The sequence below is a fragment of the Terrabacter sp. Ter38 genome (genome assembly GCF_024519435.1).
In the GTDB taxonomy this organism is placed as follows: Bacteria; Actinomycetota; Actinomycetes; order Actinomycetales; family Dermatophilaceae; genus Terrabacter.
Genome location: NZ_JALJRZ010000003.1, coordinates 205,826 through 217,983, shown reverse-complemented (window position 1 = coordinate 217,983; position 12,158 = coordinate 205,826). Strand labels below are relative to the sequence as shown.

Sequence of the window (12,158 nt, the reverse complement as noted above, 5' to 3'; positions counted from 1 at the left end):
CCGTGCCGTGCGCTCTTGTCAGCGCTCGCCGAGGGCGGCGCGGGTCTCGCCGACGAGCCGGGCCACGGCGGCGACGGCAGCCCTGAGGGACTCCTCGGTGGCACCCAGCGCACCGAGCGCGAGGGCAGCGTCCCGCGAGAAGCCCGCGGGAGCGTCGGGCAGGGTCGCCACTGCGGGCGCGAGCCCCTTCTCGTTCGTCACCCAGCGTCCGGCCTGCGCGTGCAGGGCGTGGGCACACAGCAGGACCGCTCGGGCCAGCGCCAGCGACACGTAGGTCGTGTCGGCGCGACGGGCGCCCTTCGTGGCCGCGCCGACGAGGAAGTCGGCCTCCCAGAGGGCGCCGACCATGGCGTCGCGCAGTGCGAGGGGGTATGCCGTCACGGCCGCGCGCAGGGACGCGAGCCGACCGGCCGGGTCGGCCAGGACGACCCCGGTGGCCAGCTCGGCGGCATACGACACGTCGAGGAAGCCAAGTGGGTGACCTGCTTGCGGGTGGAAGGCGAACTCACCACGGTTGGCTCGATCCGCTTGTGCTGCAACCCGATCGACGTCGCGCAGGATCCAGTCGACGGCGGTGCCCTCGACGTCGAGCCAGCCACCCGCGTCGACCCAGGGGCCCCAGGAGCCGGGCACCCCCACCGCGACGTCACGTCCGGACCAGCGGCTCGCGAGCCGACCGAGCACGGCGGTGTCGGGCACACCTTCGTAGTAGATGCCGAGGTCGACGTCAGACGTGGGCAGCGCGTCGCCACGAGCGCGGCTGCCGCCGAGCACGACGCCGACGACCCCGCGCACTGCGGTCAGTTCGCCGGCCATCCGGGCCAGCGTCTCGTCGGCGATCATCGGGCAGCCCTGGGCATGGGCCGGACGCTACCGGAGCGCCGTCCCGACGCCGAGTCGGCGAGAGTGACCTAAATGTCCGATAACGACGTCAGCGCCCGATCTGGTATGTACCGTCCCACGCATGACCGCTCACTCCCCCGAGTCGCCGACGTCCGGCGGACCGTCCTTGGCCGGACCGTCGTTGGCCGGACCGTCGTTCGCCGGGCCGTCGGCAGCGCCCGCGCGCCGACGCGTGCTCTCCGGGCTCGGGGGCGGCGCGGCCCTCGCCATGGCCACCGCGACGACCGCGTCCGCGGCATCCGCCTCAGCCGCAGCGGCGCCCGGGACGGCCACCCCCGCGGTCATGGCCGCAGCCGTCACGACCGACCCCGTACTGCACCTGCTCCGGCGCGCGACGTTCGGACCGACGCCGGCCCTGGTCGCCGAGGTGCGCGCGACGGGGACGACGGCCTGGCTCGACGCCCAGCTCGCGCCGCTGACCAAGGTGCCCGACACGGCCATGGACACGATCCTCAAGCGCTGGCCACGGCTGGGCTGGAAGGCGTGGGAGGTGCGCGAGCGCCTCGAGGGCGGCGACACGTGGACCGTCATGATGGACCTCGTCGAGGCGCACCTGGCCCGGGCCCTCTTCTCCCGCCGGCAGCTCCTCGAGACCGTCGTCGACTTCTGGACCAACCACCTCGTCGTCCCGGTCCCGAGCAGCGAGGTCTGGGACAGCTCGCACCTCTTCCAGCGCGACGTCATCCGCAAGCACGCGCTGGGCAAGTACTCCGACATGCTCAACGCGGCCGCTCGACACCCGTCGATGCTCAAGGTCCTCGACAACGCCGACAGCACGAAGAAGGCGCCGAACGAGAACTACGGCCGCGAGCTGCTCGAGCTGCACACCGTCGGCGTCGGGACGTTCACCGAGGCCGACGTCAAGATGTCCGCGCTGGCCCTGACCGGCCTCAGCGTCGACCCCGAGTCGGGTCTCTACTACTACCGGCCCAACCGTCGTCACGTCGGGACCGTCAAGGTGCTCGGCTGGAGCGACCCCAACGCGACGCCCGAGAACGGCAGCGCGGTCGCGACGCTCTACCTCACCTACCTGGCGAACCACCCGGCGACGGCGACCCGCATCGCGACGAAGCTCGCCACGCGCTACGTCTCCGACACGCCCCCGGCCACCCTCGTCACCAAGCTCGCCCAGGTCTACCTCGCGAACGGCACGGCCATCGCACCGGTGCTGCGAGCCCTCTTCCTCTCCCCCGAGTTCGCCGCGTCGGCGGGCCAGAAGATCCGCACGCCCTACGAGGACGCCCTCGCGTCGTGCCGCATCCTCGGCCTGACCCCGGAGCCGGTCCCGGCCGCCGGGGTGACGAGCGACCTGCGCAGCCTCTTCTGGCAGATGGGCACCTTCGGGCAGGCGCCGATGGGGTGGCCCGCTCCGAACGGCTATCCCGACGTCGCCGCCGCCTGGAACGGCGCGTCGAGCACCCTGAACCGCTGGAACTTCCACCTCGGCCTCGCGGGCAACTGGACGCTCAAGGCGATGAAGCGTCCCGACGTCACGGCGCTCGTGCCGTCCCCGCTGCCGACGACGTATGCCGCCCTCGTCGACGCGCTCGCCGCGAAGCTGCTCATCACGCTGACGACCGTCCAGCGCGACGCGATCTGCCGGTTCGTCGACCACGCCCCGGGCGACGCCCTGAAGGCGGGTGCCGCGGCCCTGACGTGGCGGCTCCCGTCGATCGTCGCGCTCCTGCTCGACTCCCCCAACTTCGCGACCCGCTGAGGACGACCATGACGACCCACCCCGCGACCACGTCCTCGGCCCGAACAGGCGTCCCCGCGGAGGGCTGCGGTTGCCCGCAGGGCCAGGCCCTGACCTCACAGGTCTCCCGCCGCACGCTGCTCGCGGGCGCATCCGCGCTGGGAGCGCTCGGCGCCGTCGTCGGCACCGCCGGCCCTAGCGCCGCCACGCAGCTCGCTTTCGCCGGGACGGCCTACACCGGCGACACGATCGTCATCCTCAGCCTGCGCGGCGGCTTCGACGGCCTGTCCGCGGTGGCCCCCGTCGGGGACCCCGCGTACGTCACGGCTCGCCCCACGATCGCCATCCCCGCGTCGCGGGCGATCAAGCTCGACAGCATGTTCGGGCTGCACCCGGCCCTCGCCCCGCTCAAGCCGATCTGGGACGCCGGCGGTCTCGCAGCCGTCCACGCCGTCGGTCAGGTCAACCCGACGCGGTCGCACTTCGAGGCGATGGCCACGATGGAGAACGCCGCCCCCGGCTCGAGCATCCGCACCGGCTGGCTCGACCGCATGATCGGACTCAGCGGCCCGGTCTCGACGTTCGCGTCCGCGTCGGTCGGCTCGGCGACGACTCCGCAGTCGATGATGGGGCCGAACCCTGAGGTCGCGATCCGCACCGTCGACAGCTTCAGCCTCAGCGGCGCGAGTACCCCGGAGGAGCAGACCCGCTGGACGACCGCCCTCAACGCCTTGTATGCCGGAGCGCCCGCCGCGCTCGGGGCACCCGCCAGGGCGACGCTGGGGGCTCTCTCGACGATGTCACCGCTCAAGGCCGCCGGCTACACCCCGGCCAACGGGGCGGCATACCCCAAGGGCGCCGTCGGCGACGCCCTCCGCGACCTCGCCCGCCTCATCAAGGCCCGCCTCGGCCTGCGGGCTGCCACGGTCGACGTCGGCAACTGGGACATGCACTCGGGCCTCGGGTCCAGCGACTCGGGCTGGATGTTCCGCCAGCTCACCGAGCTCGGCCAGGCCCTCGCCGCCTTCAACCAGGACCTCGGCGCGCAGATGAGCGACGTGACCCTCGTGACGCTCAGCGAGTTCGGCCGCCGCGTCGCGCAGAACGGCTCCGGTGGACTCGACCACGGGCACGGCAACGTCTCGCTCGTCCTGGGCGGCGGCGTACGCGGCGGCCAGGTCTACGGTCGCTGGCCCGGCCTCGCGGCGGCCAACCTCGACAACGGGGACCTCGCCGGCACGACCGACTACCGGACGATCCTCGCCGAGGCGCTCGAGAAGCGTGCGCAGCTCTCCTCGTCGACGGTCTTCCCGCTGCTCGGCACCCACCGCCTCGGGATGTTCGCGGCGAAGGCCTGACTCCCGGCCGCTGACCCGGCGTACGGTCTAGGAACGGTGCCGGCCCGGCCGGCACCGGCAGAGGGAGGGGCTCATGAGGCTGTACATCTGCTGGGGCACCGGCGGAAGCGCCCACCACGACTGCCACACGGCGCACCAGGCCCTGGTCGACGCCGGCCACAGCCCTGAGATCGTCAAGGCCAGAGGTCAGGAACATCTGCCGAAGTTCTTGCAGCGCAAGGTGCGTCGCGAGGTGCACGCCCTGACCGGTTCGTTCTTCGTCCCCGTGCTGGTGCTCGACGACGGCACGGCCATCAACACCCCGGACGAGATCGTGGCCTGGGCGCGCGCCCACCCCGCCGGGTAGACAGATCAACCTCGACGACCGGTGATGGCCCGTGCGGTGGCGAGCTGGCACGTGCTGCCTCCTGCCTCGGGCGACAAAGGGGTGGGCGCTGCGCAGCTCGTGCGCGACACTGACCGATGTGGACGAGGTCGAGGTCGTGGTCGCTCACCAGGCGCGCGCGACGCTCCGCGTCGGCGACGTGTTCCTCAAGGTCGACGGGGACCAGACGTACACCGACGTCGAGATCGAGGCGATGACGCTGGCGCCGGTCCCGACCCCGGAGATCCTGTGGCGCAGGCCGCCCGTGCTCGCGCTCGCGGCGCTGCCAGGAGTGGCGCTGGGTCGCCTGGGTCGCCCGTCGACCGCCTCGGCGGCGGCTTGGGCCGCGGCTGGTGCCACGCTCCGAGTCCTGCACGACGCGCCCTTGCCCGCGTGGTCCGGGAAGACCTTGGACGAGAAGGCGGCGAGCCTCGAGGCCGAGTGCACGTGGCTCCTGGCGAACGACGTCCTGCCGGCTGACCTCGTGTTGCGCAACCGTGAGTGTGCCGAGGCTGCGCTGCGTCCGTGGACGCCGGTGTTCATGCACGGCGACCTGCAGGTGGCGCACGTCTTCGTCGACGGTGATGAGGTGACGGGGATCCTCGACTGGTCCGAGGCGGGTCGCGGGTCAGCGATGTACGACCTCGCCAGCCTGACGCTGGGGCATCCGGAGCACCTCGACGACGTCGTCGCCGGCTACGGCGCGGCTGCCGTCGACGTCGACGTGGTGCGCGCCTGGTGGTCGCTGCGGAGCCTGACGGCGATCCGCTGGCTCGTCGAGCACGGCTTCGACCCAGCCGCGCCCGGGTGCGAGATCGACGTGCTCAGGGCCCAGCTCTGAGGCTGCGGTTCGCCGGCGCTCGGCTCAGAGCTCTCTCACGGTGAACAGCGTGGTGGCGTGGACCAGGTGCACCTGCCGGCGGTCGGTCTCGACGAAACCGACCTTCGCCGGCACCCGCCGTGAGGCGGCGTTCCAGTCCCAGACCGTGGCCCGGATACGCTCGTGGCCAAGCGATCTCGCCCAGTCGGGGACGGCGACCGAAGCCTCGTCCCGTAGCCCTGACCCCAGACGCACTGGAGCAGCTCGAACGCCAGCTCCGGCTCCGCGTCGACCCCGCGGCCGCTGTCGACGAGACCGCACTAGCCGCAGGCCGTCCGGTGGCCGTTGGGGGCTCAGCGGTCGATCATGCGCTGCATGGCCTCGGGGTAGCGGTCGCCGTGGACCTGCACGCCGGCCGAGGCGGCGTCCAGCTCGCTGAGGTCCTCGTCCGTGAGGACGAGGTCGGCGGCTCCGAGGTTCTCGTCGAGGCGCTCGAGCCGGCGGGTCCCGGGGATCGGCACGACCCACGGCTGCTGCGCGAGCAGCCAGGCCAGCGCCACCCGACCGACCGTCGTGCCCTTGCGCTCGGCGACCGCGGTGATGAGGTCGACGAGGGCGAGGTTGGCCTGCAGGGCCTCCCGCTCGAAACGCGGCAGCGAGGCGCGGATGTCCCCCTCGCCGAACTCCGTGGTGGCGGTGACCTTTCCCGTGAGGAAGCCCCGCCCGAGCGGACTGAACGGGACGAAGCCGATCCCGAGCTCCCCGAGGGCGGGGAGGATCGCCTCTTCCGGCTCGCGCCAGAACAGGGAGTACTCGCTCTGCAACGCCGTGACGGGTTGTACGGCGTGGGCGCGCCGGATGGTGCCGACTCCGGCCTCGGACAGGCCGAAGTGGTGCACCTTGCCGGCCTCGATGAGCTCCTTGACCGTGCCGGCGACCTCCTCGATGGGGACGTCGGGGTCGACCCGGTGCTGGTAGAGCAGGTCGATGGCGTCGGTGCGCAGCCGTCGCAGGGAGCCGTCGACGGCGGCGCGGATGTCGTCGGGCCGGCTCGTGACGCCCGTCTGGGCGCCGTTCTCGTCGAAGGCGAAGCCGAACTTGGTGGCGATGACAACGTCGTCGCGGACCGGTTGCAGTGCCTCGCCGACGATCTCCTCGTTGTGGAACGGGCCGTAGACCTCGGCGGTGTCGAAGAGGGTGACGCCGCGGTCGACCGCAGCGCGCAGGAACGTGACCATCTCGTCCCGTGGGGGTCGAGGGCCGAAGGACTGGCTCATGCCCATGCAGCCGAGGCCGAGGGCGGAGACCTCTAGGCCTCGGGTGCCGAGAGTGCGTGTCTGCATGCGGGTTCTCCTTGGTCGTGTTCGTGGAGATGGACTTGCGGCATGTTCCTGACGCCTTGATCATCTGTCGATGAGCGAATGCCTGCAATCGTGAAGCTGCGACAAGCGGTCCGGGCGGTCATCCTGGCCGACGACGAGGGGGTCCTCCTGTGCCGCTTCAGCGCGCCGCATCCAGCCGTCCCCACGGGGGCGACGGTCGTGTGGGCGGCCCCCGGCGGCGGGGTCGAGCCCGGTGAGTCCCCGCTGGCGGCACTGCGCCGGGAGCTGCACGAGGAGACGGGACTCGTCGTCGACGGCGACCCGCCTCACGTCTGGCACCAGGAGGTCGTGGCTGCCGGCCACGCGGACGGCTACGACGGTGTCGTCAACGACTACTTCCTCGTCCGGACGCCGCTCTTCGACCCCAGAGGCGCACTGTCCGACGCCGAGCTCGCCGCCGAGCACATCAGCGGCTTGCGTTGGTGGCGGCACTCAGAGATCGCCGGATACGACGGACCTGACCTGTTCTCGCCTCGCGACATCGCCTCACCGCTGGCGGCGTTGATCGCCGGTGACATCCCGACCACGCCGGTGCGGCTCGGCCTCTGACCTGCCGGCGGCTCGGCGCTCCTCCACAGATGACCCCCGTGTCCGGGCGACACTGGCGTCCTGTCGGTTGGCGCCATGTGGGCAGGGAACGTGCCCGGGCTGGTCTGGGCCGCCCCTGGGAGCCGTGCCGTAACTTCCGGCGGTCCGGTGCGTTGAGTGAGTAGCGGGACGGCGGTCTCACCTACCCCGAGCGACTGCCGTCCTGCGACCTTCCACTGGCACCACGACCATCCCGCACAGAACCCGGTGGTACATGTTGGACACGATCACGACCCCATGGCCGACCCAGGGCTGCCACGGCGAGATCTACGCTGCCCGAGAGCGCAACGCAGACGGCACGGCCTGGCAGATCCTCTGGTTCGACGACGTCCCGGTGGTCATCTGCTCTCGCAGCTGCAGACCGCCCGAGGACCTGATCGAGCGCATCCAGCCCGACATTCGCGCCGCCTGACGTCCAGCCGTCACAGCCCCCCACTGCCAGCTGCGCCACCTAGCCTCGCTGGCTCGTCGCCCCAGGACCTGACGACGGCGGCGACGTCCGTCGTGCAGGACCGCCCAGGCAGGAACGGTCAACCCACCGCCACCACCATCGCCGTCGCTGCGATGACCCTCCTCATCGGCTCCGGGGTCTGGAACCTTCGACCTGGGCCGACGATCAGTAGCCTCGGGTGCATGGAGCCCACGTCTCCTGGGAGGACTCGTGCGCAGTGCAATGTGTATCGCTCATGGGCACACCGGGATGCCAGCGGCGGCCGCGCGGACTACCGCGCGCGGACGGCCGTGTGCGGTCCAGTAGCCTGTCCCCGTTGGTCGGCCCGGCGGGGCCTCGTCGCGGCGAGGTTTCCAGCGCAGGTCTCAGCCATGCCCCGCCCTCGTAGCTCAGGGGATAGAGCACCGCTCTCCTAAAGCGGGTGTCGCAAGTTCGAATCTTGCCGGGGGCACCACACGTCGTGCAGGTCAGGGTGCGTTCTCGGCGATGCCTTCCGTCGGCAACGGGAGCACCCATCCACGTGGGGTGCACGTGGGGTGCCCGTGGGGTGCACGTGGGGTGCCCGTGGGGTGCCCGTGGGGTGCCCGTGGGGTGCCCGTGGGGTGCCCGAGAGCCTTGTTACCCGAGCGAGTGCCGCCTTGTCGGCGTCGGTCCCATGAGGTGGCCGTACGTGTCCAGGGTCAGTTTCGCGGTCGAGTGCCCGAGCCACGAGGACATGGTCTTGATGTCGACACCGGGACTGCTGGCTGTCCACGCCGCTTGGGTCGAGATGGACCGAACCGGCGCAAAACGTGGCAGGATCACGACATGAGAGGCGGCGCTGCCAAGCGCCTGCGGCTACCGCCGTCATCGCTGAGCTTGACGAGTGTCGCTGAATCCGTCGGGATGGTTTCGTCCGGTCGGACCAGGCCCAGGCGAGTTGACCATGCACCGAGGAGACCGTGATGCCGACCACGGACACTGACTGGTTCGTGCAGCTACTCATCTTCGTCCTCGTCGCCTACCCGATCGTCGGTGGCTTGGCGTTCCTCGTGTCCAGCTTCTACTACCACGTGTTCTCGGAGCGGGCCGATCTCCCACGATATCTGCAGCAGGGTGAGCCCTTCGTGACCATCTTCGTCCCTGCGCACAATGAGGAAGACTCAATCGAGAGCACGGTGCTCTACCTGGAGCGCCAGCTCAACTATCCGGCGGACAGGTACGAGATCATCGTCATCGACGACGCATCCACCGACCGAACTGCGGAGATCCTGGTAGGGCTGCAGGATGAATACCCGCACCTGCGCGTCATCACCATCGTCCAGAATCGTGGAAAGGCGCATGGCTTCAACGTGGCGCTCGCGTATGCCAAGGGCGACTTCATCCTGTCCAACGACGCCGACACCAAGCCCAATCCCGACGCGCTGTGGCAGTACCTGAGCTACTTCGAGCGTGAAGGTGGGCACAACGTCGGCGCTGTGACCGGCAACATGCTTGCGGCCAACCGCACGACGTTGACCGCAGAGGCTCAACAGAACGAACTCAACTCGATCATCGGGCTCATCAAGCGCTCACAGATGTCCTACGGGGCCTTGTTCGCGTTCTCCGGTGCCAACACCTTGTACCGCAAGCAAGCCGTGCTCGACGTCGGCGGCTGGCATGCCGAGCAGCCGACCGAGGACATCGCGATCGCCTGGGACATGCAGGCGGCGGGTTGGCGTGCTCTGTTCGCGCCTCATATCCGGTTCTTCCTGGACGTTCCCGAGCAACTACGTGCCTTGGTCAAGCAGCGACGGCGCTGGTCGTCGGGCGGCATCTTCGTTCTGGTGAGCAAGGGCCCGAACCTGGTGCGGCACCCGATCCGGAACTTCAGGATGATGCCGGTGGTCCTCGACTACAGCCTCAGCATCGTCTGGAGCCTCCTCTACTGGGTCAGCATGTTCTTGTTCGTCGTGACCCAGGTCTACTTCGCGGCAACGCAGAACTGGGAGCGGTTCTGGCACGACTGGTACATGGTCGGCATCTTTGTCGCCATCCAGATGGTCGTAGGTCTGGCCCAGTTGAGCGTCGCGTCGTACTACAACGACGGCGGCCGCACTCTGAAGTACATGGTGTTCGCGCCGTGGTACATGCTCGTCTACTGGATGGTCAACACCTGGACCGTCGTCCTCGAGTTCATCCCGACGATCGGCAAGGTCTGGGCGCGTCGAGATGGCGGTTCGTGGAAGTCCCCGGAGCGCTCCGACAGCCTGCAGGGCATCCGCGAGGGGTATCAGGGACAGGGGCCGACATGACGCCCAAGCCTTCGTACGTCACCCACCACGTGGACGAGAAGGACGTCACCGTCGACTGGTTCTTCGGGTCCAGGCTCCGCGGCACGAAGCTGAGGCAGTTGGTCCTACTGGTGGTCAGCTGGTTCTTCGTCGTACTGCCGGTGGTGATCACTGCCTCGTCCCTCCTGAACCGGGACAACGACGGGGGCTGGTGGAGCTACCAGGAGGGCTTCGACATGTGGGATCGGACCGTGCGCCTACTCGGGATCCTGGTGGTCATCTTCGTCGTCGGGTTCCTGGCGTTGCACCTCATCCATCGTGCCACCCTCAAGGAACGCAACCAGCGGAAGACCTACGACGAGCAGCGTCTCGCCCGTCGGATGGAGATCGCCGACGCCTGGTACGCCGACAAGTTCGGTCCGGAAGCACTTCGCCTGCAGCAGCGGAAGGCCCAGATCGAGCCTTACGTCGATATCGAGACCCACGAGCTGCGCGGCCTCTATCGCGCCAATGGGGTCAACTGATGCCGCTCTCGCACGTCGACCAAGCGCTCATCGGAGACATGAAGCAGCGAGAGCTGCACCTCAAGAGCAGGCAGCGCGCCGCCGACGCGATCCTCTTCGGGCTGCGGCGGTATCGGAAGGTGTGTGTGGCCTTGGTGGGCGTGGTGGGCGCCGCCGCCGGGGCCGGACTCTTCCTCGCTGTGAACAGCACGCTGCCAGAACGGCCCGGTTCGTGGCGGCTGATGCTCCTGAACGTCATCCTCGGTGCGATCCTCGGTGTGCAACTGGGTCGAAGCCTCCTGCGCATGAAGTGGGGCCACAGACTGCTTGCCAGGAAGGAGGGCAGGCTGCGTTCGGAGTACGCCAGCGAGCTGCACGCAGGTCGCCGCTGGCGGCCCTTCTACTACCAGGATGAGGACATCTCCCCGTACGTCCCGCAGATTCTGTACTTCATCGAAGGGGAGCAACGCTTCGACTCCGTGCACGCTGCGCTTGCCTTCGCCAAGGAGCACCCGCACCGCGGCACCACGTCCCCCTCGCGGGTGCTGGCCATGTTCAACAAGGTCGCGGCGCAGACCAACCTCGTGGTCGTCTCGAGTGCCGACGAAGCGGGTACGCCATCGAGTCGCCTGATGCGCTTCGTCAGGTCGGACCGCCCCGGCGTGTGGTACATAACGACGGCACCACACGGAAATAAGGCCCATGCATTCGACACGGGTCGGATCGCACTGGTGACGCCACCGACGGAGTCGGGCGCGACGATCGGGAGCAACCGGGTCCAGGTCAGGCGGGCAGAAGTCCCTTTCCCTCAGGTCGCTCACTTGTATCGCGCCCAGGTGCCTGGCTACGTCGATCGCCTGACCCAGGACGAACAACAACGCGAACTGGTCTACGAGGTGACTTTGCAGTCAGCCAAAGTGGACACCTGGCTGGAACACGAGATCGTGGAGTTCGACGATCCTGGGCCTAGTTCGATTCAGTGACTGGTCGCTGGATCCAGGTGACGATGGCTGGGCGCATTTCGTGGCGTGCGCCAGCGGCGGGTGTCGACGACGACGTTCTGCAGCAGGGCGAAAAGCCCTCCATGGCGGAGTTGTCGGCGCTGGAGGCGGCCCGGCCCACGACCCGCGCAGCTCGTGCCGTTCCAGCTCGTGGACGTAGCGCCGACAGCGGAACTGGGCACCTGGGTCGATGTGGACCACGCAGCCGGCCACGACAGGGGCGCCGCCGCGGCGGGTGACTGCTATCCGGAGCGCGTCGACCGCGAGGTGGGAGGGCATCCGGTCATCGATGGCGCATCCGATGATTCGGGGCAACCAGACGTCCTTGACCGCGCACAGGTAGAGCTTCCCCTCGGCGCTGTGGTGCTCGGTGATGTCTGTCAGCCACACCTGGTTTCGGTCGGTCCGAGGTGAAGTCGCGCTCGACGAGGTCATCGTGCCCGGGCGGCCCGGGCCGGCGGGACGTGCCGCGTTTGCGGGCCCGCCCGTCCCGGTCATCAACGGGCCAGGTCACGGCCCAGCGGGTAGCTCATTTTGGGGACTGGCCCAGTTTCAGGTTCGTCTGGGACAGGTACGCGGCGGCGCGGCGCAGAACCTCGTTCTCCTGCTCGAGCAACCGGCTTCGCTTCTTCAGCTCGCGAAGCTCCTCGGGCTCCTCGCGTGTCGGGCCGGCCCGGATCCGGTGCTCGACGTCGTCGCGGAACTCATGGGGTGGGCTGCAGGCATGGTGAACAGCCTTCCATCGGCGACCTCCGTCGTCACCGGTCGGGTGTGAGCAGACCGTCAGCAGTCCCCCGCTCGGGAGCGGTCGGTGAAGAGGGCCCCGAGGTCCCCCGAGAG

13 protein-coding genes and 1 tRNA gene are annotated in these 12,158 nt (G+C 69.4%); 11 read left to right on the top strand and 3 right to left on the bottom strand.

Annotated elements, in window-relative coordinates; genetic code table 11:
* Positions 1 to 18: 18 nt before the first annotated feature.
* Positions 19 to 843 (bottom strand): nucleotidyltransferase domain-containing protein, encoded by an 825-nt coding sequence (locus NR112_RS08390; RefSeq protein ID WP_256793542.1) that lies wholly within the window; start codon positions 841 to 843, stop codon positions 19 to 21.
* Between the two features lie 121 nt (positions 844 to 964).
* On the opposite strand from NR112_RS08390, the gene NR112_RS08385 reads away from it, so the two are divergent.
* From NR112_RS08385 to NR112_RS08370, 4 genes are all read left to right on the top strand, one after another.
* On the top strand, positions 965 to 2,620 hold the full coding sequence (locus tag NR112_RS08385; protein WP_256793541.1) for a DUF1800 domain-containing protein: 1,656 nt from the start codon (positions 965 to 967) through the stop codon (positions 2,618 to 2,620).
* Between the two features lie 8 nt (positions 2,621 to 2,628).
* Complete coding sequence (locus tag NR112_RS08380; protein ID WP_256793540.1) at positions 2,629 to 3,957, top strand: DUF1501 domain-containing protein; 1,329 nt, start codon at positions 2,629 to 2,631, stop codon at positions 3,955 to 3,957.
* Between the two features lie 73 nt (positions 3,958 to 4,030).
* A complete protein-coding gene (locus tag NR112_RS08375) occupies positions 4,031 to 4,303 on the top strand; it encodes a hypothetical protein (RefSeq protein ID WP_256793539.1) in 273 nt (90 codons plus the stop codon).
* Between the two features lie 118 nt (positions 4,304 to 4,421).
* Complete coding sequence (locus NR112_RS08370) at positions 4,422 to 5,162, top strand: aminoglycoside phosphotransferase family protein (RefSeq protein ID WP_256793537.1); 741 nt, start codon at positions 4,422 to 4,424, stop codon at positions 5,160 to 5,162.
* Positions 5,163 to 5,494: 332 nt separating this feature from the next.
* Here NR112_RS08370 and NR112_RS08365 read toward each other — a convergent pair whose 3' ends face one another.
* A complete protein-coding gene (locus tag NR112_RS08365; RefSeq protein ID WP_256793536.1) occupies positions 5,495 to 6,484 on the bottom strand; it encodes an aldo/keto reductase in 990 nt (329 codons plus the stop codon).
* Between the two features lie 78 nt (positions 6,485 to 6,562).
* Here NR112_RS08365 and NR112_RS08360 point away from each other — a divergent pair, with 78 nt between their 5' ends.
* From NR112_RS08360 to NR112_RS08335, 6 genes are all read left to right on the top strand, one after another.
* Positions 6,563 to 7,072, top strand: coding sequence for an NUDIX domain-containing protein (locus NR112_RS08360; protein ID WP_256793535.1), 510 nt, complete (start codon positions 6,563 to 6,565; stop codon positions 7,070 to 7,072).
* A gap of 253 nt (positions 7,073 to 7,325) precedes the next feature.
* Entirely contained in the window at positions 7,326 to 7,523 is a 198-nt protein-coding gene (locus NR112_RS08355) for a hypothetical protein (protein ID WP_256793534.1), read from the top strand.
* A gap of 417 nt (positions 7,524 to 7,940) precedes the next feature.
* A tRNA-Arg gene (locus tag NR112_RS08350) sits at positions 7,941 to 8,016 on the top strand.
* 490 nt (positions 8,017 to 8,506) lie between these two features.
* On the top strand, positions 8,507 to 9,835 hold the full coding sequence (locus tag NR112_RS08345) for a glycosyltransferase family 2 protein (RefSeq protein WP_256793533.1): 1,329 nt from the start codon (positions 8,507 to 8,509) through the stop codon (positions 9,833 to 9,835).
* Positions 9,832 to 10,338 (top strand): hypothetical protein, encoded by a 507-nt coding sequence (locus tag NR112_RS08340; RefSeq protein ID WP_256793532.1) that lies wholly within the window; start codon positions 9,832 to 9,834, stop codon positions 10,336 to 10,338. The genes NR112_RS08345 and NR112_RS08340 overlap by 4 nt, the downstream gene beginning before the upstream one ends.
* Positions 10,338 to 11,300, top strand: a complete 963-nt coding sequence (locus NR112_RS08335) for a pyridoxamine 5'-phosphate oxidase family protein (protein ID WP_256793531.1) — start codon at positions 10,338 to 10,340, stop codon at positions 11,298 to 11,300. The genes NR112_RS08340 and NR112_RS08335 overlap by 1 nt, the downstream gene beginning before the upstream one ends.
* Here the strand turns inward: NR112_RS08335 and NR112_RS08330 are convergent.
* Complete coding sequence (locus NR112_RS08330) at positions 11,226 to 11,753, bottom strand: DDE-type integrase/transposase/recombinase (protein WP_374511941.1); 528 nt, start codon at positions 11,751 to 11,753, stop codon at positions 11,226 to 11,228. The genes NR112_RS08335 and NR112_RS08330 overlap by 75 nt on opposite strands.
* Here NR112_RS08330 and NR112_RS23180 point away from each other — a divergent pair.
* Entirely contained in the window at positions 11,692 to 12,093 is a 402-nt protein-coding gene (locus tag NR112_RS23180; protein ID WP_374512092.1) for a hypothetical protein, read from the top strand. The genes NR112_RS08330 and NR112_RS23180 overlap by 62 nt on opposite strands.
* The last annotated feature ends 65 nt before the right edge of the window (positions 12,094 to 12,158 follow it).

Coding starts and splice junctions, on each gene's coding strand:
- NR112_RS08390 (WP_256793542.1), bottom strand. CDS start 843: ATGATCGCCGACGAGACGCTGGCCCGGATGGCCGGCGAACTGACCGCA.
- NR112_RS08385 (WP_256793541.1), top strand. CDS start 965: ATGACCGCTCACTCCCCCGAGTCGCCGACGTCCGGCGGACCGTCCTTG.
- NR112_RS08380 (WP_256793540.1), top strand. CDS start 2,629: ATGACGACCCACCCCGCGACCACGTCCTCGGCCCGAACAGGCGTCCCC.
- NR112_RS08375 (WP_256793539.1), top strand. CDS start 4,031: ATGAGGCTGTACATCTGCTGGGGCACCGGCGGAAGCGCCCACCACGAC.
- NR112_RS08365 (WP_256793536.1), bottom strand. CDS start 6,484: ATGCAGACACGCACTCTCGGCACCCGAGGCCTAGAGGTCTCCGCCCTC.
- NR112_RS08360 (WP_256793535.1), top strand. CDS start 6,563: ATGCCTGCAATCGTGAAGCTGCGACAAGCGGTCCGGGCGGTCATCCTG.
- NR112_RS08355 (WP_256793534.1), top strand. CDS start 7,326: ATGTTGGACACGATCACGACCCCATGGCCGACCCAGGGCTGCCACGGC.
- NR112_RS08345 (WP_256793533.1), top strand. CDS start 8,507: ATGCCGACCACGGACACTGACTGGTTCGTGCAGCTACTCATCTTCGTC.
- NR112_RS08340 (WP_256793532.1), top strand. CDS start 9,832: ATGACGCCCAAGCCTTCGTACGTCACCCACCACGTGGACGAGAAGGAC.
- NR112_RS08335 (WP_256793531.1), top strand. CDS start 10,338: ATGCCGCTCTCGCACGTCGACCAAGCGCTCATCGGAGACATGAAGCAG.
- NR112_RS23180 (WP_374512092.1), top strand. CDS start 11,692: ATGTCTGTCAGCCACACCTGGTTTCGGTCGGTCCGAGGTGAAGTCGCG.
- NR112_RS08330 (WP_374511941.1), bottom strand. CDS start 11,753: ATGACCTCGTCGAGCGCGACTTCACCTCGGACCGACCGAAACCAGGTG.